Source organism: Geobacillus sp. DSP4a (genome assembly GCF_013096875.1).
In the GTDB taxonomy this organism is placed as follows: domain Bacteria; phylum Bacillota; class Bacilli; order Bacillales; family Anoxybacillaceae; genus Geobacillus; species Geobacillus thermophilus.
Genome location: NZ_SDLD01000035.1, coordinates 1 through 21,526, shown reverse-complemented (window position 1 = coordinate 21,526; position 21,526 = coordinate 1). Strand labels below are relative to the sequence as shown.

At 51.5% G+C, this 21,526-nt stretch carries 21 protein-coding genes and 2 pseudogenes; 17 read left to right on the top strand and 6 right to left on the bottom strand.

Features of this window, described 5'->3' with window-relative positions; all coding sequences use genetic code 11:
• Nucleotides 1-10: 10 nt before the first annotated feature.
• Complete coding sequence (locus ETC02_RS12440; RefSeq protein WP_050367321.1) at nucleotides 11-949, bottom strand: RpnC/YadD family protein; 939 nt, start codon at nucleotides 947-949, stop codon at nucleotides 11-13.
• A 199-nt stretch (nucleotides 950-1,148) separates the two neighbouring features.
• On the opposite strand from ETC02_RS12440, the gene ETC02_RS12435 reads away from it, so the two are divergent.
• From ETC02_RS12435 to ETC02_RS12400, 8 genes are all read left to right on the top strand, one after another.
• Nucleotides 1,149-2,183, top strand: coding sequence for a nitronate monooxygenase (locus ETC02_RS12435; protein WP_050367320.1), 1,035 nt, complete (start codon nucleotides 1,149-1,151; stop codon nucleotides 2,181-2,183).
• A gap of 75 nt (nucleotides 2,184-2,258) precedes the next feature.
• Nucleotides 2,259-3,446, top strand: coding sequence for an iron-containing alcohol dehydrogenase (locus tag ETC02_RS12430; RefSeq protein ID WP_063211328.1), 1,188 nt, complete (start codon nucleotides 2,259-2,261; stop codon nucleotides 3,444-3,446).
• 222 nt (nucleotides 3,447-3,668) lie between these two features.
• Nucleotides 3,669-4,070 (top strand): acyl-CoA thioesterase, encoded by a 402-nt coding sequence (locus ETC02_RS12425; protein ID WP_047818459.1) that lies wholly within the window; start codon nucleotides 3,669-3,671, stop codon nucleotides 4,068-4,070.
• A gap of 18 nt (nucleotides 4,071-4,088) precedes the next feature.
• Nucleotides 4,089-4,493: a DnaA N-terminal domain-containing protein gene (locus tag ETC02_RS12420; protein ID WP_025950747.1), complete on the top strand. Its 405-nt coding sequence runs from the start codon at nucleotides 4,089-4,091 to the stop codon at nucleotides 4,491-4,493.
• 345 nt (nucleotides 4,494-4,838) lie between these two features.
• The gene (gene nirB / locus ETC02_RS12415; RefSeq protein ID WP_063211326.1) at nucleotides 4,839-7,265 is read left to right on the top strand and encodes a nitrite reductase large subunit NirB; all 2,427 of its coding nucleotides are present in this window, start codon (nucleotides 4,839-4,841) and stop codon (nucleotides 7,263-7,265) included.
• 221 nt (nucleotides 7,266-7,486) lie between these two features.
• On the top strand, nucleotides 7,487-7,789 hold the full coding sequence (gene nirD / locus ETC02_RS12410) for a nitrite reductase small subunit NirD (protein ID WP_033006119.1): 303 nt from the start codon (nucleotides 7,487-7,489) through the stop codon (nucleotides 7,787-7,789).
• Between the two features lie 11 nt (nucleotides 7,790-7,800).
• Nucleotides 7,801-9,948, top strand: coding sequence for an assimilatory nitrate reductase catalytic subunit NasC (nasC, locus tag ETC02_RS12405; protein ID WP_050367319.1), 2,148 nt, complete (start codon nucleotides 7,801-7,803; stop codon nucleotides 9,946-9,948).
• A 198-nt stretch (nucleotides 9,949-10,146) separates the two neighbouring features.
• Nucleotides 10,147-11,349 (top strand): nitrate/nitrite transporter, encoded by a 1,203-nt coding sequence (locus ETC02_RS12400; RefSeq protein WP_063211325.1) that lies wholly within the window; start codon nucleotides 10,147-10,149, stop codon nucleotides 11,347-11,349.
• 223 nt (nucleotides 11,350-11,572) lie between these two features.
• Here the strand turns inward: ETC02_RS12400 and ETC02_RS12395 are convergent, their stop codons facing one another.
• Nucleotides 11,573-11,710 carry a hypothetical protein gene (locus tag ETC02_RS12395; protein WP_011231352.1) on the bottom strand — a complete coding sequence of 46 codons (138 nt, stop codon included), beginning with the start codon at nucleotides 11,708-11,710 and terminating at the stop codon, nucleotides 11,573-11,575.
• Entirely contained in the window at nucleotides 11,670-11,885 is a 216-nt protein-coding gene (locus tag ETC02_RS12390; RefSeq protein WP_050367318.1) for a Fur-regulated basic protein FbpA, read from the bottom strand. Before ETC02_RS12390 ends, ETC02_RS12395 begins: the two co-directional genes overlap by 41 nt.
• Before the next feature lie 180 nt (nucleotides 11,886-12,065).
• On the opposite strand from ETC02_RS12390, the gene ETC02_RS12385 reads away from it, so the two are divergent.
• The 6 genes and pseudogenes from ETC02_RS12385 to ETC02_RS12360 all read left to right on the top strand — a co-directional run bounded on the left by ETC02_RS12385 (nucleotide 12,066) and on the right by ETC02_RS12360 (nucleotide 17,082).
• Nucleotides 12,066-12,371 carry a MerR family transcriptional regulator gene (locus ETC02_RS12385; RefSeq protein WP_047818455.1) on the top strand — a complete coding sequence of 102 codons (306 nt, stop codon included), beginning with the start codon at nucleotides 12,066-12,068 and terminating at the stop codon, nucleotides 12,369-12,371.
• Nucleotides 12,372-12,702: 331 nt separating this feature from the next.
• Nucleotides 12,703-13,278 (top strand): YkoP family protein, encoded by a 576-nt coding sequence (locus ETC02_RS12380; protein WP_050368674.1) that lies wholly within the window; start codon nucleotides 12,703-12,705, stop codon nucleotides 13,276-13,278.
• 60 nt (nucleotides 13,279-13,338) lie between these two features.
• Nucleotides 13,339-14,187 (top strand): metallophosphoesterase, encoded by an 849-nt coding sequence (locus ETC02_RS12375; RefSeq protein WP_063211323.1) that lies wholly within the window; start codon nucleotides 13,339-13,341, stop codon nucleotides 14,185-14,187.
• A 160-nt stretch (nucleotides 14,188-14,347) separates the two neighbouring features.
• Nucleotides 14,348-14,935: pseudogene (locus ETC02_RS18605) on the top strand (Na+/H+ antiporter NhaC family protein); the annotation flags it as partial.
• Between the two features lie 239 nt (nucleotides 14,936-15,174).
• Nucleotides 15,175-16,092 (top strand): annotated as a pseudogene (locus ETC02_RS18600) (Na+/H+ antiporter NhaC family protein); the annotation flags it as partial.
• Between the two features lie 63 nt (nucleotides 16,093-16,155).
• Nucleotides 16,156-17,082 (top strand): endonuclease I family protein, encoded by a 927-nt coding sequence (locus tag ETC02_RS12360; protein ID WP_050367317.1) that lies wholly within the window; start codon nucleotides 16,156-16,158, stop codon nucleotides 17,080-17,082.
• Nucleotides 17,083-17,220: 138 nt separating this feature from the next.
• On the opposite strand, the gene ETC02_RS12355 is transcribed toward ETC02_RS12360, so the two are convergent.
• The gene (locus ETC02_RS12355) at nucleotides 17,221-18,177 is read right to left on the bottom strand and encodes a bile acid:sodium symporter family protein (protein WP_050367316.1); all 957 of its coding nucleotides are present in this window, start codon (nucleotides 18,175-18,177) and stop codon (nucleotides 17,221-17,223) included.
• Nucleotides 18,178-18,391: 214 nt separating this feature from the next.
• Here ETC02_RS12355 and ETC02_RS12350 point away from each other — a divergent pair, with 214 nt between their 5' ends.
• Complete coding sequence (locus ETC02_RS12350) at nucleotides 18,392-18,583, top strand: hypothetical protein (protein WP_014195948.1); 192 nt, start codon at nucleotides 18,392-18,394, stop codon at nucleotides 18,581-18,583.
• Between the two features lie 170 nt (nucleotides 18,584-18,753).
• Here the strand turns inward: ETC02_RS12350 and ETC02_RS12345 are convergent, their stop codons facing one another.
• Both ETC02_RS12345 and ETC02_RS17735 read right to left on the bottom strand, forming a co-directional pair.
• The gene (locus tag ETC02_RS12345; RefSeq protein WP_013145233.1) at nucleotides 18,754-19,176 is read right to left on the bottom strand and encodes a type II toxin-antitoxin system death-on-curing family toxin; all 423 of its coding nucleotides are present in this window, start codon (nucleotides 19,174-19,176) and stop codon (nucleotides 18,754-18,756) included.
• A 20-nt stretch (nucleotides 19,177-19,196) separates the two neighbouring features.
• On the bottom strand, nucleotides 19,197-19,478 hold the full coding sequence (locus ETC02_RS17735) for an AbrB/MazE/SpoVT family DNA-binding domain-containing protein (protein ID WP_014195946.1): 282 nt from the start codon (nucleotides 19,476-19,478) through the stop codon (nucleotides 19,197-19,199).
• A 408-nt stretch (nucleotides 19,479-19,886) separates the two neighbouring features.
• Between ETC02_RS17735 and ETC02_RS12335 the strand changes: the two genes are divergently transcribed.
• Both ETC02_RS12335 and ETC02_RS12330 read left to right on the top strand, forming a co-directional pair.
• Nucleotides 19,887-20,483: a DUF5317 domain-containing protein gene (locus ETC02_RS12335; RefSeq protein WP_063211321.1), complete on the top strand. Its 597-nt coding sequence runs from the start codon at nucleotides 19,887-19,889 to the stop codon at nucleotides 20,481-20,483.
• Between the two features lie 241 nt (nucleotides 20,484-20,724).
• Nucleotides 20,725-21,432 (top strand): hypothetical protein, encoded by a 708-nt coding sequence (locus ETC02_RS12330; protein ID WP_253264142.1) that lies wholly within the window; start codon nucleotides 20,725-20,727, stop codon nucleotides 21,430-21,432.
• Nucleotides 21,433-21,526: the final 94 nt, after the last annotated feature.

Here is a 21,526-nt window from a genome sequence, read left to right as displayed (position 1 = left end):
GAGAAGCATTTTATTTTTCCAACTGTTTTGTGCTTTGGTTCATCTGTGATTGTTTTGTGATCGCTTCGTCGATTAGTCGTTCGATTTCTTCACGTGTTTCAGCTCCGAAAATGTCATCTAACAGATGGGTCAATATATACAAATCGGTGATCGTATCTACTTTGTCCTGTATTTCTTTTGCCGCTGCTCCATACCGGGCTTTCATATATTTTTTGATGGCTTGTTGGCTTTCAAAAATTCTCCCTTTCAGCTCTGCTCTTTTTTCCAATTCCCGAAGTACTCTCACCATTTTGATCGCCTCCATTAGTCTTTCAACGTATTTCTCATCGATAAATTTGTCCGACACAGCAATAATCGTTGACAATAAGCGGAATTGTTTTTCTGGATCTGTAATCTTTTGGGCTAATTCTACTGCCTCAATTGCTCGTTCTGAACAGTCTACAGTACTTTTCATCAAGGGTAAAAAGATAAGATTCAACTCATCTCGTTCTGTTAGTTCCTCGTTGTTTTCGATTTTGGTTTTTAGTTGCTTCATTATTTGATCCCCGTCATAGTCTTTCATAAAGACAGCCTGTGTCTCGTATTTGATAGAACCGTAGTTTTTGGATCGAGGAGCATTGTCGACGTTCGCACTATAAATCACCACAGTATGAATGGGTTTTTTATATTTTTCATATGCACTTACATCATATTGTAAAAATCGATCGAGGTCATGTTCCCGAAACGTTGTTTGAAACTCTAAATGTAGGTACGTATCATCGGCTAGTAGAAACAAGAAATCCATTCTTCGGTCATTGACAGCGATGATCGGCAGGTCTGTTGGTTCAACGCGAACGATTGGGGCAACATGTATACCATAAAAATCGAGAGCTTTTTCTTTAAACTGTTCCGTCATACTGCGGAAAATGATGTCATAATTATTATGGGCAATAGACATCTCTTCCCTCATTCGTTATCCTCCCCATATATTTATTTTAGCATACTTGGTCGTAATGATTTCTTCGCCGTATCAGTTTTTTATTCCTTTGTAGGAGAATCAAAATGCTCCTATACGCAACGATGAAGGAATTTCTTGAGTAAAACGCGAAAGAGTTAAGAAACCGTAAACGAGGATAGGACAACCACTAATGCAGAAAGAGGGTATTGCCATGTTCTCTACACTTCCCATCCCGATCATCCAAGCCCCGATGGCTGGCGGAGTGTCGACGCCTAAACTGGCGGCGGCGGTGTCGAACGCCGGAGGGCTTGGTTTTTTGGCTGGCGGGTACAAGACAGCGGAGGCCATGAGGAAGGAAATTCACGAGCTGCGGACGTTGACGGACCGGCCGTTTGGGGTGAATGTGTTTGTGCCGGGGGATAAAACAGTGGATGAAAAGGCGCTCGAACGCTACCGCGCCGTGCTCGAATCCGAGGCGGAGCGGCTTGGGGCGTCAGTCGGCGAGCCGAAATGGGATGACGACGACTGGGAGGCGAAGTTTGATGTGCTTCTTCAGGAGCGGGTGCCGGTCGTCAGCTTTACGTTCGGCTGCCCGGACAAGGAAGTGATCGCCGCCTTGCAAAAGGCCGGGTCGTTTGTCATGGTGACGGTGACATCAAGGGAAGAAGCCTGCATGGCTGCTGAAGCCGGGGCGAATGCGCTTTGTGTGCAAGGGGAGGAAGCGGGAGGGCATCGGGCGTCGTTTGGCAACGATCCGGAACAGGATGAGGCGCTTGAGTTGTTTCCGCTGCTGGCCCGAGTGCGGGCGGCGGTCCGGGTTCCGCTCGCGGCGGCGGGCGGGATCATGGATGGGCGCGGCATTGCGGCGGCTCTTAAAGCCGGGGCGAGCGCGGTGCAGCTCGGGACGGCGTTTTTGCGCTGCCCGGAAAGCGGGGCGCACCCGCTTCATAAACAGGCGCTTGCCGATCCGCGGTTTGTGGAGACGGCCGTGACGAGGGCGTTTACCGGCCGGCCGGCGCGCGGGCTTGTGAACCGGTTTATGGCGGAGTATCGCACCTTGGCGCCGGCGGCGTATCCGCATGTGCACCATATGACGAAGCCGCTGCGCGCCGCATCCGCCAAGGCGGGCGACCCGGAGGGAATGTCGCTTTGGGCCGGGACGGGATATCGGCTGGCGCGGGAGCTTCCGGCGGCGGAGCTTGTCGAAGAGCTGAAGAGGGAGCTCGAGGAAGCTTGGCGAGCATAGGAGTTTGGTTATGCGGATGGAAAGAAAACGCGTTCATTCTTCCGAAAAAATGTTGAATAAGGGGGAGAGAAAACCATGACCGCATCCCGCATCGTCTTTCCGCCGCTCAGCTATGTCGGCTGGGGGGCGCTTACGCAGTTGGTTCCGGAAGTAAAAAGGCTTGGAGGCACACACGTGTTGGTGATCACCGATCCAGCGCTTGAAAAAATTGGCCTCGTCGAGCAAGTGGCGTCCCCGCTCCGGCAAGCAGGATGCAGCGTGCATGTGTATACGGATGTTGTGCCGGAGCCGCCGCTTGAAACGGGGGAAAAGGCGGTGGCGTTTGCCCGCGGCGGAGAGTTTGATCTCGTCATCGGGGTTGGCGGCGGCAGCGCGATGGATTTGGCGAAACTGGCGGCGGTGCTGGCTGTCCACGAAGGATCGGTCGCCGAGTATTTAAACTTGACGGGGACAAGAACGCTTGAGAAAAAAGGATTGCCGAAAATATTGATTCCGACGACATCAGGCACCGGGTCGGAGGTGACGAACATCTCCGTCTTGTCGCTAGACACGACGAAAGATGTCGTGACGCATGACTATTTGTTGGCGGATGTGGCGATCGTCGACCCGCAGCTTACGGTTTCCGTCCCGCCGCGGGTGACGGCGGCGACTGGGATCGATGCGCTCACCCATGCGGTCGAGGCGTACGTGTCGGTCAATGCGAGCCCGACGTCGGACGGCTTGGCGCTTCAGGCGATGCGCCTCATTGCCCGCTCATTGCGCAAGGCGGTGGAACATGGAGCGGACCAACAGGCGCGCATCGATATGGCGAACGGCAGCTACCTGGCTGGGTTGGCGTTTTTCAACGCCGGCGTGGCGGGCGTGCATGCGCTCGCGTATCCGCTCGGCGGGCAGTTTCATATCGCCCATGGTGAATCGAACGCCGTGCTCTTGCCGTATGTGATGGGCTACATTCGCCAAAGCTGCACGAAACGAATGGCGGACATGTTAAACGCCCTTGGCGGCAACTCAAGCTTTTTATCAGAGGAGGAGGCGTCGCGCCGCTGCGTCGAGGAGCTTGAGCGCCTCGTCGCCGATGTCGGCATCCCGAAGACGCTCGGCGGTTTTGGCATTCCGGAAAGCGCATTAGAAAGTCTGACGAAAGACGCCGTCCAGCAAAAACGGCTGCTCGCCCGCAGCCCGATGCCGCTTTCGGAAGCCGACATCCGCGCGATTTATCAAGCGGCGTTTACAGGGACGATCGTCGAACCGGATAAAGGGTGAGGAGAAACAAACAGGGGCTGGTTCAGGCTCCTGTTTTTTCTTTGGCTGTTGGAAATAGGGTCTCACTTCTCAAGTTGGATCCCCCTTCCGCTCAAGGGGCGACGTTTTTCATGTTTTCTTGATGGTGAAGCAGGAATTTCCACATCGTGGAGCGAACACATATACATCAGCCGCCGAAATTCGACAAAAGACGATTCCAGTTCTTGTGGAGGAGGGGCGTTCGTGTTTACGACTGTCATTACGCCGCGCGTGTCAGAGACGGACGGCGTCGGCCATATTAACAATACGACCGTGCCCGTTTGGTTTGAAGCGGGGCGGCATGAAATTTTCAAGCTGTTTACACCTGACTTGTCATTCAAACGTTGGCGGATGGTGATCATCCGCATGGAGGTTGACTACGTCAACCAACTGTATTATGGGCAAGATGTGACTGTGTATACCGGCATTGAGCGCATCGGCAACACAAGCCTCACGATTTATGAAGAAATCCACCAAAACGGGGTGGTGTGCGCGAAAGGCCGGGCGGTGTATGTCAATTTCAATTTTGATACCGGGCGGCCTGAACCGATTCCGGATGACATTCGGGCGAAATTGCGCGAACATGTATGGCAGCCAGGCGAGTAGACGAAAGGGGGTGAGTGTGTGAAGGAGCACCATCTTTGGGAACAAGTGAAAACGAAGCTTGCGCAAAAGCTGTCCGGGCCGTCGTTTGACACGTGGTTTGCCTCGACGTCGGCGACGGTGGATGACGATTGGCTCATCATCGAATGCCTCAACGACATTCAATGTGAATGGCTGCAAACAAGATACGGCGAACTCATCAGTGAAACTGTCCGCGAAGTGTTCGGCCGCGAGATGCGCATCTTCGTCTCTGTCCACGGCGAGCGGCAGAAAATCGAAGAGCGGCTCGAACAGCGATTCGGCGCTCCGATGACCTTCCGTCAATACGTCACCCGCCTTGAGCGGCAGATGGAGGAGCTGGAGCGGCGCATTGACCACTACGCGCGCATCATCGATGAACTACTGGAATCCCGTCCGATTCACTGATGATCCCCTAATGAGCAACCTCCAATAAGAAGCGGCCTCCGCGCCATCAGCCGGGAGGCCGCTTTTTGTGCATCTTTTATGTTATAAAAAGTTACGCAATTGTAGTGAAACCGTATATTCCCTCTGATTTTTATGCGATCGTTCATATTTTTTGTTAAAATCATGTTATATAATCTAACATAAAAAATGCACACTTCGTTTTTGACGTGATATGATGGGCACAACCAAGGCAAAGGGGAAATTGTGAGGGTGATGCGAACAAAAACAGTCGGATTATGGGAGATGCTGGTGATGACGATCCGGCTTTGGCTGCATCGATGACAAGAAGTATGGAGGGATGACGATATGAAACGAAAACTCGTGTTAATCGGCAACGGCATGGCGGGGGTTCGCTGCATCGAGGAGATTTTAAAACTTGACCGCGAGGCGTTTGAGATCACGATTTTTGGCAGCGAACCGCATCCGAATTATAACCGCATTTTGTTGTCGAAGGTGCTGCAAGGAGATACGCGCCTTGATGACATTACGTTGAACAGTTGGGAATGGTACGAACGAAACGGCATTCGGCTGTTTGCCGGCGAAACGGTGACGGAAGTCGACATCAAGCGGCGGCTTGTTCGGACCGACCGTGGGCGGGTAGTCGAATACGATGAATTGATTTTCGCGACAGGGTCGAATCCGTTTATCTTGCCGGTGCCGGGGGCGGATTTGCCCGGGGTGACGGCGTTTCGCGATATCCAAGATTGCGAGCGGATGATCGAATATGCGAAGACATACAAAAAAGCGGCGGTCATCGGCGGCGGCCTGCTTGGATTGGAGGCGGCGCGCGGCCTGCTTCACTTAGGAATGGATGTCGATGTCATCCATATTTTCGACTATTTGATGGAACGCCAGCTTGATCCGACCGCTTCCAAGCTGCTGCAGCGGGAGCTGGAGAAACAAGGGATGAACGTTTTGCTTCGCAAGGAGACGGCCGAATTGTTCGGCAACGGCCGTGTGGAGGGAGTGCGGTTTAAGGACGGTACGTCCATTGCCGCCGACTTGGTGGTGATGGCGGTCGGTATTCGTCCGAATGTTGATTTAGCGCGGAGAAGCGGCATTGAAGTGAATCGAGGAATCGTTGTCAATGACTACTTGGAAACGAGCGTGCCGCACATTTACGCGGTCGGTGAATGCGCGGAACATCGCGGTGTTGTGTATGGGCTCGTCGCTCCGCTTTATGAGCAGGGGAAAGTGCTGGCAGAGGCGATTTGCGGCCGAAAAGGAAAGCCGTATGAAGGATCTGTCGTTGCGACTCAGCTGAAAGTGTCCGGTGTCGACGTGTTCTCGGCTGGTGAATTTATGGATGGCGAAGGGACGGAGTCGATCAAACTGTATGACGAAGCGCGCTCGGTGTACAAGAAAGTCGTCGTTCGCGAAGGGAAAATCGTTGGGGCGGTGCTGTTTGGCGATACGAGCGAGGGTCGAAAGCTGTTCGATATGATCCAGCGCGGCGATTCGGTTGAGGCGCTCTCGCTGTCGCTGTTTGCCCCAGCCGCTTTAGGCGGGAAGGGAAGCCTTGCGGCGGCGATGGCCGACACCGATGTGGTTTGCGGTTGCAACGGGGTGACAAAAGGCGCGATTTGTCAGGCGATTGCCGAACACGGGCTTAAGACGGTCGCCGAGGTGCGCGACTATACGAACGCGTCTCGCTCGTGCGGCGGATGCAAAGGGCTTGTCGCCGAGCTGCTTGAGCATATGCTTGGTGAAGAAGCGAACCGGTATGCGGTGAAAGAAACGATCTGCGGCTGCACGGACCTAAGCCGCGAGGAAGTGGTTGCAGCGATCAAAGAAAAGCGGCTGATGACGGTCAAAGAAGTGATGAGTGTATTGGGATGGAAAAACGAGGAAGGGTGTTCGAAATGCCGTCCGGCGCTCAATTATTACCTGGGCATGTTGTATCCGGGCGAGTACGATGAAGAAGCGGAATCCTTGTTTGTCAATGAGCGGCTGCACGCCAACATCCAGGCCGACGGCACGTACTCCGTTGTGCCGCGCATATATGGCGGGGTGACGACAGCCGAACAGCTGCGGAACATCGCTGATGTCGCGGAAAAATACAACGTGCCGATGATTAAGATCACCGGCGGGCAGCGCATTGACTTGCTTGGGGTGAAAAAAGAAGATTTGCCGCGCATTTGGGCCGATCTCGGCATGCCGTCAGGCTACGCCTACGCCAAGGCGCTTCGGACGGTGAAAACGTGCGTCGGCAAGCAGTTTTGCCGCTTTGGGACGCAAGATTCGACCGGGCTTGGCATTCGGATGGAACAAACATTTGAGCGGCTGAAAACGCCGCATAAAGTGAAAATGGCCGTCTCCGCCTGCCCGCGCAACTGTGCGGAATCGGGCATTAAAGATGTCGGCGTCGTCGGCGTCGAGGGCGGATGGGAGATTTATGTCGGCGGCAACGGCGGCACCCATTTGCGTGCAGCTGACTTGCTTTGCACGGTCAAGACGGAAGACGAAGTGATCGAGATGACTGGTGCTTTTTTGCAATATTACCGCGAGTCCGCGCATTATTTGGAACGGACGTCCAAATGGGTCGAGCGCGTCGGGCTTGAGCATATCCGCGAAGTGTTGTTCGATGTGGAAACGCGCCGCGCGCTGCTTGAGCGGCTTCACAAAGCTCTTTCCGCGACAACAGATCCGTGGCGGGAAATCGTCGAAAACGATGAACTGCAACAAACATTGTTCCGCGATATCGGCGACAAAGAGCCGGTGCCGGTGGAATGAAGGGGGATGACGGCGGGCGGAAAAAGTTGATGTTCCGCCGCCTGGATTGATCATCGGTTAGGATCAATGCTGGAACGAAGAGAGGGAAATGATGGCCATCGTCCAGCCGGAAACGAGGTTTTCGTTTGCGAAACGACGATTTTACGTTGTTGTTCATGAAAGTTTGTAAAGGAATGGCCAAACAGGATCAGACATCGATGCAGGGGGAGGACGAAGAGAGGATGAAGGTGGAAGTGGGAACATTGGAACAGCTGCCGAAGCGGCTCGGAAAATGCGTGCGGGTCGGGAATCGTGAGCTGGCGTTGTTCCGGACGGGTGACGATCAAGTATTTGCCGTTGAAAACCGCTGTCCGCATCGAGGAGGTGATCTGTCGCAAGGCATTGTCAGCGGCGAGTATGTGTTTTGTCCGCTCCATGATTGGAAAATTTGCTTAAGAGACGGTCAGGCACAGGCGCCGGATGAAGGGTGTGTCAAAACGTACCGCGCGGCGGTGAAAGACGGCTTGGTATATGTCGAGCTGTAGGAAGCGGGGGAATGGCGATGACGAACGAATTGCTGCGCTACTTTCGCGCCAAGGAAAAAGAACGGGCGTCAGAAACGGCTGCCGCGACGCAATGTCCGTTTTGCAGCGTCCAGTGCACGCTTCAGCTGGTGGAGGAGCGGATTGTAGAGCGGCGCCGCTACAAGGCGGTCCCGACCGACAACCCGACGTCCAACGGCCGCCTTTGTTTAAAGGGGATGAACGCCCACCAGCACGCTTTGCATCCCGAGCGGCTGTTGGTTCCGCTTGCGAAAGTGGACGGCCGGTTTGTGCGGGTCCGTTGGGAGGAGGCGCTTTCGCTGATCGCGGAACGAATCATCTCCATTCAGAAGGAAGATGGAGTCGATGCGTTTGCTGTTTACGGCGGCGGATCCTTGACGAACGAGGAGGCGTATTTGCTCGGGAAATTTGCCCGCGTGGCGCTCAAGACGCGGCACATCGACTACAACGGCCGTTTTTGCATGTCGGCGGCCGCGGCCGCGATGAACGACGCGTTTGGTCTTGACCGCGGGTTGACGAATCCGCTCTCCGACATTCCACTCGCCCAGACGATCATTTTGGCTGGAACCAATGTCGCCGAATGCCAGCCGACGTTGATGCCGTATTTTTATGAAGCGAAGAAGAACGGCGCTTTTATCATCGTGGTGGATCCGCGGGAAACGAAAACGGCGGCGTTGGCGGATCTGCACCTGCCGCTCAAGCCCGGAACGGATGCGGCGCTGGCCGTCGGCATCGGGAAAGTGCTGCTTGACGAAGGATATATCGATGAAGCGTTTGTGCGCGAGCGGACGGTTGGGTTTGTCGAATGGAAACAGCACATAGAAGCAGTGGAGATGGATGAGATCGTCCGGCTGACTGACGTGCCGGAAGAGAAGATTCGCTTGGCGGCGCGAAAGTACGGGGAGGCGGCCGATGCGATCGTGCTCACGGCGCGCGGCTTGGAGCAGCAGACGGACGGCTATGCGGCGGTCAGACAGTGGATCAACGTCGTGCTGGCAACCGGAAACATCGGCCGTCCTGGCTCTGGGTTTGGCTCGATCACCGGACAAGGGAACGGGCAGGGCGGGCGCGAGCATGGACAAAAAGCCGATCAGCTGCCGGGCTACCGAAGCATTGAGCATCCGCAACACCGGCGGTATATCGCAAGCGTATGGGGCGTTGCGCCGGATGAGCTGCCGCGAAAGGGGGTGTCAGCGTATGAAATGATGCAAAAGATCGATGCGGGCGAGATCACCGGGCTGTTGGTCATGGGGTCGAACCCCGTCGTCTCGAGCCCGAATGCGGCGTTTGTGGCCAAAGCGATGCAAAAACTGAAGTTTCTTGTCGTTGCGGATATGTTTTTGTCCGAAACAGCTGAGCTGGCCGATCTCGTGCTGCCTGTTTCGTCGTATTTGGAAGACGAAGGCACGGTGACGAACGTCGAAGGGCGGGTGTGCTTTCGGCCGGCGGCTCGGAAGCGTCCTGGGGAGGTGAAACATGATTGGGAAATTTTATGCGCGATTGCGCACAAGCTTGGCAAAGGCCGCTTCTTCCCGTTCACGTCAGCCGAAGAGATTTTCAATGAACTGCGGTTGGCGAGCCGCGGCGGCAAAGCAGATTATTACGGTGTGACGTATGAGCGGCTTCGGCGCGAACGTGTCTACTGGCCTTGCCCCGATGCGCATCATCCTGGGACTCCTCGGTTGTTTACGGAACGGTTTGCTCATCCGGACGGCAAGGCTCGGTTTGCGGTTTTGCCGTTTCGGCCGGAGAAAGAGGAGACGGATGAATGGTATCCGCTTTATTTAACGACCGGACGGGTGCTTGTTCATTATTTGAGCGGAACGCAAACGCGGCGGAGCCCGGCGCTTTCGGCGCGGCAGCCGGAGGCGGTCGTGGAAATCCACCCGAGGACGGCCAAACGATACGGGATCGGCCCAGGGATGCTTGTGCGCATTGAAACGCGCCGCGGTGCGGCGGTCGTCCGCAGCCGATACAATGACCAAATTCGTGAGGATACGATTTTTGTCCCGTTCCACTGGAGCGGCCTTGGGCAAATCAACAACGTCACATCCGATGAGCTCGATCCCCATTGCCGGATGCCGGCGTTTAAGCGGTGCGCAGCTCGGGTGCGGCCAGTGGTCGATTTAGGGAGAAATTGACTTGGGTGGTTCATTTCGCCGGAAAAAGCGCTCTCTTTTCCGTCCGCGGCGGGGAATCATCCCCAGCGGGGCGCGCGGACCGAGACGCGCCATAAGAAAAAAACTTCCCGGCAATACGGCGGGAAGTAGGTTGAGAAATCGCTTTCATTTCCATTTTAACATAACGAACATTCTGTGCCAAGGGGGAGTTGGGGGAAGATGGCGAGAAAATCGTTTTGGCGCGTCGGGCATGCGCCGACGCTTTTATCGTCGTTTTTGTATTTTGATATCAGCTTTATGATTTGGAACTTGCTTGGCGCGCTCGGGGTGTTTGTCGCTGAACAGTTTGCGCTCACGCCGGCGGAAAAAGGGATGATGGTCGCCATTCCCGTGTTGGGCGGGGCGCTGCTTCGCATTCCGATGGGGCTTTTGGCAGACCGCTGGGGCGGGAAGCGGGCCGGTCTGCTTGGCATGGCGGTGACGGCTATGCCGCTTGTGTGGGGCTGGCGGTTTGCAGATCAGATGACGGATGTGTATGCGCTCGGATTTTTATTAGGGGTGGGCGGAGCCAGCTTTGCCGTTGCGTTGCCGCTTGCGAGCCGCTGGTATCCGAAAGAATATCAAGGGCTGGCCATGGGGATCGCCGGGGCCGGCAACAGCGGGACGGTGCTGGCAACGCTGTTTGGCCCGCGGCTGGCGGAGGCGTATGGGTGGAACGCGGTGTTCGGGTTGGCGCTCGTACCGCTTGTTGTCGTCTTCCTTTTGTTCGCTTGGCTGGCGCGTGAATGTCCAACAGCGGTGAAACCCGTTTCGTTGCGTGAATACCGAGCCGTCCTCCAGCGAAAAGAAGCATGGCTGTTTTGTTTCTTCTACAGCTTGTCATTCGGCGGATTTGTGGGGCTGACGGGTTACTTGGGCATTTTCTTCTTTGATGAATACGGCATCAGCAAAGTCACGGCCGGCGATTTCGTCACCGCCGTCGTGTTTGCGGGCAGTTTCATCCGGCCGATTGGCGGCTATCTCGCTGACCGGATCGGGGGAATGCGGCTTCTTTCCTTGTTGTTTGCCGCTGGGACTTTGTTGCTGGCTTGCATCGGTACATTGCCGTCTCTTTTCGTCCTGTTCGGATTGATGGTTGCTCTTTTCCTTTGTTTTGGCGCGGCGAACGGTGCGTTGTTCCAAGTCGTTCCAACCTGGTTTCCGAAAGAAGTCGGTTTGTTGACGGGCATCATTGGCGCCGCTGGCGGACTGGGAGGGTTTTTGCTGCCAAACGTGCTCGGGGTGATGAAGCAGTGGACCGGTTCTTCGGCGTATGGGTTTTGGATGCTGGCCTTCGTTTTCATGGCCGCGGTGATGGCCGCTCGTCGCCTTCAAGGAACAACGGTTGCAGTCGAATCGTTCTCTCAAAAAGCAGCAGAATGAATAGGGTAACCCAAAGAGACGCTGCAAACTTTCAAAGGAATCGTTTGATTGAACGAAAAAACTGGTGGAACACAGTCCTTTCTTTAGGTTGACAAAGAGGGGGGTTCGCGGCGTTTCTTAAGTTTTTCCAGCCTTGGCGCTGATTTCGGAAGGATTTCTGTTGAAGAATGAGGGTGAAAAAAGGTGCCCGTGAAGAAATTCAGGGCACTTTCGCATGATCGTTTTATAATCGATTTTGCAAAAATCGAAGCAGTTCATCTGCTCGGTTGCCGATAAGCGCGATCAGTTGCTCAAACATCGCGTCGCGCTCAAGATCGAGTTCAATGATGCGTTTGGCCAGTTCGAGCGCTTGTTTGTCCATGGCGGCGTCCTCCTTCGATCGTCTGGGCGGGGTGGAATCGTTCATATTCGCGGCGCAGTTCGGCCATTGTCCACTCTTCGAGACGCTCGCGGTCGGCGGCTAAGCCGAACTGCATCAGTCGTTCGATGTAAAACTGCTTTTTCTTCCGCACGGCGCTTCTCATCCATGTCCCCATTCGATTCCCTCCCTGTTTTTACCTTTACCATATCATCTTTTTCTTCAGCATACAGCAAATGTGTTAAGCACATTTACAGGAAATTTAAAAAATATGTTAATTTTATTTACAAAAGTTAGCGGGCTAACATCATTTTTTGTATAATTACGTTATAAAATATAACGAATTGAGGTGAGGAGTATGACAGATCATCCTCAAGAGGATCATTACAAATACAAAAAAGTCATTTCGATCGGTGTCGTCAGCGAACTGACCGGGCTGTCGCAGCGGCAAATTCGTTATTACGAGGAACGGAAGCTGGTGTTCCCTGACCGTTCGAAAGGCATCCGCAAATATTCGTTCGCCGATGTGGAGCAGTTGATGAAAATTGCCAATCAGCGCGAGGAAGGGGTGTCGACGTGGGAAATCCGTCAGGAAATGACGAAAGAGCTGCGTGAGCGGATGTTGAAAGGGCAAATGAATGCGCATTTTCGGATGCGTTCCTAGGGGCGCGGGCAGATTCGAATTTTGGATGCATCTCCTGCTTGGAAGCAAAACATGCGGAAAACCGCCTGGCCGTGTGCCAACAGGATGTAAACACAGTGGCGTTTGTCCAATCATAAGAGCATAGTTGCTTGGCGCGCATAGAGATTCGTGCGCGCTTTTTTGATAAAGCCTCGAGCAGGGGGCGAAATGGAACTGGACCTCAGTACGCGCGTCTCCCGACTGGTCATGCAGCGATTTTTTCTCCTTTTTTCTCCTTTTTTCTCCATTTATAATGGCGCTCGATCGATTCCATAATGTAAATGGATAGAACGAGCAGGGAAGGATGCCGCCAATGAGAAGCAAAGCGACGCAGTGGCTGTTGTCTGTATGGGGACTGATGGATCCGCTCTATTATGCATGTTCCCGCCTCGAATATGTTGGTGGGAAAGAGAACGGCTGTCGTTCCATTTTCCGCGTCCGTTTGCTTCGATACAAGGGTGAAACCATTCACCTTTCGGACGGAACGACGATTGCGGCCAATGAATGGCTGTTGAAAATTCACCTTCATAATGTTCGTCTGCTTCGCGAACTGATGCAGTATCGAAGCGATATTCAAAAAGGACGTTATATTTTCGAACAAGTGAAAGCCGGTTTGCCGTATGTTGCCCATCATCTTTACCATCACAAACAGTCCTCCCGCATAAAAGGGATCATCGGCGTGACGATGTTAAATAAAGGTTGTGAGAGACTCGGATTTGATGTCATTAACATTGGCAATTCATTTTATCGTTGGTTTAAAATGGCATCCCATTGGCCGATGATGACAGTGGCCCAACACCGTCTCATGCCGCTTGTCCGCCCGCCGAAATATTTGGTGATGTCAAAGGAAAAATTGTTTTCGTTGTACGGCTGCCATCTCATCCACTAACTCCCTCTTTCTTCTCTCCTCCGTTTCACTATAATGGGTATCGAGGGAGGAGAGAAGACGATGACTTTCTTTTTTGTTTTTCTTGCAATCTTGTTATTGCTTGCTTTGGCCATTCGCAAAGCCCACCGCAACACGTATGAAGCGGTTTTGCATAAAGTTCAGGTCGGCAGTCTGGATGGTGGGAACCGCGCCATCCGCATTTTGCAGCTGTCTGACCTTCATTTGGAAAAGCTGTCCATTTCCCCGGATGATGTGTATGAAAAGCTGAAAGGGGAGCGCATCGATTTGATCGCCTTAACGGGCGACTTTTTGGACCGTGAGGAAAGCATCGCCAAGCTCAGTCCGTATTTGGCCGCGCTGAATGCATTGAAACCGACGTACGGCATGTATGCGGTGTTTGGCAACCACGATTACGTGCTTCAAGGCGAACCGTTTGCGCGCTTGAAAGCGACGCTTGAGGCGCACGGCTGCGTCGTCTTGCAAAACGAGACGAAAACGATCACCGTCAACGGTCAAACCGTCAATATCATCGGCATCGATGACTTTTACACGGGGCGCAGCGACATCAAAAAGGCATACGCCGGCGTGAAAGACGGCATCAACCTCGTGTTGACGCACGATCCGGACATCGTGCCGCATATGAAAGACTATCATTTTGACTACTTGTTGTCCGGCCATTTCCACGGCGGGCAAATTCATTGGCCAAAGCCGTACCATTTGGCGAAAATGAGCAAAACGCTCACCGAGCGGAACATGATCAAAGGTTATCATGAATGGGAGGGGAAACCGTTTTATATCAACGAAGGGCTTGGGCAAACCGGGGTGAACATTCGAATCGGCTCGAAGCCGGAAGTGACGCTCCATTTGTTGGCGCTCTCGTCCCAAAAAGAAGCAGTGAAAGCTGTCTAATAGGCAGCTTTTTTATTTTTGGAGCAGGAAAGCGGTTTCATTCGTGTATGTCCTCTTGCACTTTTTTCGCAGCTGTTTCCGTGTTGTTGGATGAAGATTCGCAGCGGATTGCATAGACAGAGGAAACAATCGCCATACTAAAGAAAGGAGTGAATGGCCAATGGAACCGTCGTGGAAAGCTCTCTTGCCATTTTTAGTTGTCATCCCGATTTCAATTTGGACGAAGCAAGTGATCCCTGGACTGTTTGTCGGGCTGTTGGTCGGCAGCTATTTCATGACGCCGTCGTTGCTTGGCGGGCTGCGGACGATGCTTCATTACGTCGTCGATAACTTGATGCAGACGAACAACATTCGCATCATCATTTTCTTGTATGTGTTCGCCGGTCTTGTCAGCATGATCAAATATACCGGGGGAATCAAAGGGTTCGTCCATCTCGTCAGCAAAAAAGTGAAATCGGCCAAAACCGCCATGCTGCTGACGTGGATTTCGACGATGGTGACGTTTAGCGACCCCGATTTTCGCATCGTCACCGTCGCGCCGATCATGAAGGCGCTGCGCAAACGGCTTGGGCTGTCGTCCCAGCAAATCGGCTTTGCCATTGAGGTGACATCCAACCCGGTTGTCGCGCTCATCCCAATTGCCACCGCGTTTGTCGGCTATATGGTGTCGGTCATCGATAAGGCGCTTGATACGGCTGGCATCGGAGCGGAGCCGTACATCGTGTACGTCCGAAGCATTCCATTTAACTTCCCTCCGAAAGAAGTCTCCTACTTCTAAACGTGAAGGTGCGCCAGCACCAGTGAAAGTGGGAGATGAATTTCGGTTGGCGTTAGCCAACGAATATGATAGAATATGGCTAGAACGGACACCTTCGGAACGAAGGGAAGCGTAAAGGGTTCTTGTGTGTGGCTTACCGTTCAGCGAACACACACAAGTCGCTTGAAGCCCCCACCTCTAAGCGAAGCGTAGGTGGTGGGTAGTTCACCTTTTTCTCGTATGCCATTATTGCGGTTGGGCTCTACTACAGTTTTTTTGTCTATTCGCGCAAAAAACAAGCGGCAGTAAGCGAAAAGCGGAAAGAGGCGCCGATTCGAAGCTGGAACGAGCGGTTGGCGCTCGAAATGGCGGAAGAACAGCGGCCGGCTGACAATGAGCCCAATGAAGCGCAAGGGGAAGAAGGAGACGCGATGCAGACATGCCCGCGCGCTTACCAAAAAGAAACGCCGGTCAAGCCGTGGAATTTGATCGTTCCGCTTTCGATCGTGCTTGTCTTGACGTTGTTTTTAAGTTGGTGGGACGGCCGCCGGGGGGCAAGAACGTTTTGGCAGGCGTTTTTGCAAAGCGATGCGCTCGGCGCGATGTTGGAGGCGTTGTTGTTTACTGTAATTATCGCTGTCGCCTTTTTCCTTTGGCAACGATTTAAATTGAACGATTTGTTGACCCATTTTGTGAAAGGCGGCAATGAGCTGATTTCCGTCATTTTAATGCTGGCGCTCATTTGGGCGCTGTCGGCTGTCGCCGAGGATTTAGGGTTTTCGCAATACATTACGGGCCATGTCAAACAATGGATCCCATCGTTTTTTGTCGCCCCGATTTTGTTTTTGCTTGGCGCCGTCATTTCCTACTTCATCGGCTCGTCATGGGGGACGTGGGGGATGTTGATGCCGCTTGGTGTGACGCTCGCGAGCCAGTCGGGAACGAACATTTTGCCGGTCATCGGCGCGGTGTTTGCGAGTGGGACGTTCGGGGCGTTTGCGTCGCCGCTTAGCGACAATACAGTGACGCTTTGCACCATTTTGGATTTGCCGGTGATGGAATACGCGCGAACGAAGCTGATTCCGTCGTTGATCGCCGCCGGCATCGCCGCCGTTTTGTTCGGCGCGACATCGTTTCTTTTGCATTAACGCTGTTATCGTCCTCTTTCGTCTTCCGTGATACACTAAAAGAAAAAAGAAAGGGGAGCGCCGATGGGAGAGGCGGAACGGCGGCTTGAGGAGCTTGGCCAATGGCGGGAGGAAGATCCGAAAGAACGGCTCGAGCAGCTGAATGAGCGGCTCGCGGTGGAGGACGCGTATTATCAGGCCGCAGAAGATGAGCGGGCGCGCGAACGGTATTACCGCCGTCTGCCGCTTGAAGGGGACGGATTGATGTTGTTTGTCCGCTATCATGAACTAGCGGCGCGCACCCATAAGCGACGGCTGCCGTATTTTTTCAGCAAGGACGAATATTTGTACACATGGGTCGACTTGCAGCCGGACGGAACGGTGCGAAGCTTGTACTCCGGCGAGCGAAAAGACCCGAAGATGTTGATCGTCCAAGATGTCCAAACGATGAAACGGCGCTACGATGAATTTCGCCAGTTGTTGAAAAAAATGAAGCATGGGCTCGGCGATGTGCACGAGCGGGTGAACACGATCGAGCAGCAATGGAAATTCAATGCGGAACATGTCGTTCCGCAGTCGTGGTTTGGCGCCCGCGAACCGATGAAAGGCGATTTGCATCATTTGTTCGTCTGCCAGCCGGAGTGCAATACGATGCGGTCGAATTTTCCGTACGCGGATTTCCCGTTTTACAATCCGGAAGATCCCGACGAACAAATCCAAAACCGCTGCGGAGTCGTTCATAATGGCTATTTCGAGCCGGAATACGGCAAAGGGACGGCGGCAAGGGCGATGCTGTACTTTCTGCTTCGCTACCCGAAGGCGATCGCAAAGTCGTTTCGGCGCAAAATCGATATTCCGCTCCTTGTCCGTTGGCACGAACAATTTCCACCGACGGTGTATGAACATCATCGCAACAGCGCGATTTTTTTCATCCAAGGCAACCGCAATCCGTTCATTGATTTTCCTGAACTGGCAGGGCGGATGGTGTTTCCGTTTGAAGGGGCGCTGTGAAATGAGGTGAAAGGCGGGTGCCTGCCTTTTGTCCCGGGTGTCAAGGAATAAGAAAGATGAGCGGAAAAGCTGTCTCCGAAAAACGATCATTCATTTCGGAAGACAGCTTTTTTGTTGCTAGGCAAAGCGTGAGAGGGGTTAAGCGGAAATCGTTTGTTCATCCGCCTGGCGATCTGCTTGTTTGCGGAAGTATGTTGCGACAATCGGACCGGAAATATTGTGCCAGACGCTGAAAATAGCGCTTGGAACGGCGGCGAGCGGCGAAAAATGGGCGGTCGCTAAGGCCGCACCAAGCCCGGAGTTTTGCATGCCAACTTCGATGGAAATCGCCTTTTGTTTTGGCGGTGACAGGCGAAACAGTTTGGCAAACCAATACCCAAGCAGCAAGCCCAATCCGTTATGAACAACGACAATAAGAAAAATCAGAAGCCCGCTTTTGGCAATGGCCGCCTGGTTTTGTCCGACGACGGCGGCGACAATGGCCACGATGGCGATGACCGAAACGAGCGGCAGCGCCGGGATGCACGCTTTGACTTGCTTTTGGAACAGCGCCTGGGCGATGAGTCCTAAAAGGATCGGAATCAGGACGACTTTGACGATCGACCAAAACAAAGCTGCGGCCGATACGGACAGCCATTTTCCCGCTAAAAGCAAGATGAGCGAAGGCGTCAAAATCGGCGCTAAAATCGTCGAAACAGACGTGACGGCGACCGACAGAGCCGTATCTCCTTTCGCCAAATACGTCATGACGTTGGACGCCGTTCCGCCCGGGCAGCAGCCGACTAAAATAATGCCGAGCGCCACTTCGCGCGAAACCGGCAGAAAGTAAGCGAGCAAAAACGCGATAAGCGGCATGATGAGAAACTGGGCAACGACGCCGATTAACACATCAAGCGGACGCTTGAACACCTCTTTAAAATCGTTCGCTGACAGCGTCAATCCCATGCCAAACATCACGATGCCTAGAAGCGGCACGATATACGGAGCGATCCACGTAAATGCGCTGGGAGCGAAAAAGGCGAGCGCTCCGAACAGAAGCACCCAGATGGCAAAGGTGTTGCCGACAAAGTTGCTGATTTTTCCTAGTGTGTTCATTGAGCTTCCTCCTTGAGCAAAGATGGGAAAGATATACAAGAAATTATATATATTTTTTTGAAGAGTTCAACTAATGAATCGCCAAATTTTGAAGAAATGTTGACAATATAGACAAACGGATTCCTGACGATGATCGGAATCCGTTTTTCTCATTTTCCGACGAAAGACTTTCGCTTCCATGTTGTAGGATAGCCAAAAAATAAGCGGGGATACAATGGGCAAACTTTCGTTTCAACGGGATCTGGAGGACAAAAGATCAGGCCGCCCTTTGTTTTGGCTGTTGGGTGTTGTTGCCTCAATGATGGCCGAAACACCGGGGGTAGAAAGCTTTTTTCGTTCAACCGTTGAAACTCAAGGGAAGACCGTGAGTGTGGAGGATAAACTTTTGACAATACCTAAAAATTGAGGATAGCGAAAAGGCGGCTTTGGATCAAGGTTCGCACAGTTGTGTAAAAACAAAGCAGCAAAAAACGATGTTGTTGTCCTGTCATCCAAGTTTACTGGGTTGGCGATGGAATTTCACGCAATAATTGAACTTGACCCGGCTTTGGCCCGCTCTTTTCCTCACTCTTTTCCTCATTCTTTTCGTTTTTGGATGGGACGGATGTAACTCTCTAATTCGTGGGCAAGATGCTGGATGCAATCATTTCCCCGGAACTTGGCATCCTCGACAAGGTACACCGTGAAATCTTCCGCTTCTTTATTGGTCATCGTGAACTCATATCCATTCAAATCAAGGAACGTGACGAATACGGTTAAAGCCGTCCGCTTATTGCCGTTGTGGAAAATATGACCTGTCGCGATGGAATGGTAATAGCAGCAAGCCTTTTCAATAATCGAAGGGAACTGTTCCTCCCCGAACAATTTCGTTTTCGGTCTTTCCAACATCCACGCGAATTTATCGGGGAATTGGATCCCCGCTTGTTCTGCGTCGTCGTACATTTCCATGACCGTGTAATGGATAAATAGGATTTCTTCCGCTGTCAAATAATAAACCATGTTTTCCTCCAGCTGCTCCTTTATCTATATTTCAAGTTGCGCAGCGCTTCGTCATATTTGGAGATCGCGCGGTTCATCGCCATCACGACTTCAGGACGGACTTCTTTTGGAATTCGGTTTGCGCGTTTCATCACGATTTCCCCTCGTTCCTTGTCGTAATATATTTCGATTTCATCGCCTTTATTTAGGTTTAGCATCGTGGCTAAATCTTTCGGGATGCTAACGGACAAACTATTCCCGACTTGGCTAATCCGACGTGTATACGTTTTGTCATTCTTGCTTCCCAACATTTCCGCGTCCATTTCTTTTTCATCTCCTTTCCATATAATGGGCAAAAAGGACGTTTTTATCCATAAAATTATTACTGTATAAACAATTATAACAATAATCTTCCGAAAAGCAATACGGAATAATAAAAAAGGGCTTTTTGTCTTTCAACGAGAAAAACGCATGCCGCATTTGCAGTCGGGGGATCATTCCATTGAGGGTAGGTTCTTTTTCACTATTCAATGGATATACATGACGCTGTTTTTGTCGTTTCTTGTTTCAAAGAATGACGAAAACGAAAAGAAGGAAACGATATTCATCAAAATTTGTTTGTAGTTAGGACGAACGGACTATTTACATGGAATGAAAAAAACGGTAAAAATAGAAGTGAGGATAGCAGTTTAGAAAAAAGAGAAAATTCTGTTTATCAAGGGGACAGCATTATGGTTTACGATGGAATCATTTTGTCGTTGTTGATCGGCTGGTTTCGCGGCGGAAGCCTGAAAGGGTTGGCCAACATGAAATTGCGCGGCGGTTGGTTGTTTCCGCTCTTGTTGGCGGTGCAGTTTGTGGTCTTTTTCCTGCAAGAGCGGGTCGCATGGATCTCGAGCATGAGCAACGGCATTTTTCTCCTCGTCTACATCATCGGGCTCGCGTTTTTATGGCTCAACCGCCATCAGCCGGGGTTTTCGGTCATCTTCGCCGGCGTCTTGCTCAACTTTATCGTCATGGCCGTAAACGGCGGACGGATGCCGGTCTCGATCGAAGCCGCCCAATTTCTCGGCCGCGAATATATCGAAGCGTTAAAAGCCGGTTTGTACGGCAAGCACCAGGCGATCACATCGGATACGCTTCTGCCGTTTCTCGGCGACATCATTCCGCTGTCTCCGCCGTATCCGCGCCAGCAAGTCATCAGTATCGGCGACGTCGTGATGAACGTAGGGGCGTTCTTGTTCATCCAGCATCTGATGCTCAGCGCACCGCGGCATGGGGCAGACGATGCTGAGAAAGAAACAACGGCCGCTCCTGCGAATCAATAAACTAATTTTTAGGGGGAAAAGGACATGAAATTCAAAGTAAAACAAGTATTGATCAATTTGTTCATCCTTGGTTCGGTGATTGTGGCATTGACTTCTGGATTTAGACTGATTGAATAGTTGTGGCTTTTCTGCAAGATTTGATTCAAGATGTTTTCAACACTTGATTAAGAAAATGATTTCATGTATTGCGTCTCTTTTTAGTCTTATTAATCGAATTTTATTCACATGAGAGTGGTTATATATGGCGTTGAATTTTAAAGAAACAGAAAAAATTTATATTATCATAATTTCATTTTTAGGTTTGTCCAGCTTTTGGATTAATCTTGATTTCTTTGCTCAATCCCTTTGGGATTGGGTTTTAATTTATATGTTAGTTGGTTCCATTATTTTGTTGAATTTTTTTCCGATTAGTTTACCTCCTAAAGCTAATTCTTTCTCAATGGACTCATCTATTTATCTTGCTATTTTATTTTTATATGGCATTAGTTTTACTCTGAAAGTTTTGTTTATTTATAGTGTTGTGGAACTGTTTTACAGACGAAAAATGTCTTTTTGGAGACATTTATTTAATTTTTCAATGTATTGTTTGATGATATCAGGTGCCTATTATTCCTTTTTGTTTTTCCACGGAGAAATTGGAAAGATAAATTACTACAATCTCCTGCCTTATTTAGTTAGTTTACTGGTTTATTTCGGGATTAATGTTATTTTGATATTGCTTTTCTTTCTCTGCGTGGGTCAAATCTTTAAAGGGGCCCTAGAACTAGGAATTTTAAAAGAGGCATGTGTCAGCTATTCTATTACTCTATTACTTTCATTAGTTTTAGCTATTTTGTTATGGGAAGCAAAATACTTTGGGCTATTCTTACTGATTATTTTAGTGACATTGTTATCTTTTATCTTTAAAAAATTTTTGGTAACTATTCAGCCACATCATAAAGTGAGCTGAATATTTTCTTCTTTCCTTGTCTATGATGTGAATACTGATAGACAAGGAGGTGAATCACATGTTGACGGTACAACAAGCTGTATTTACAGTTGAG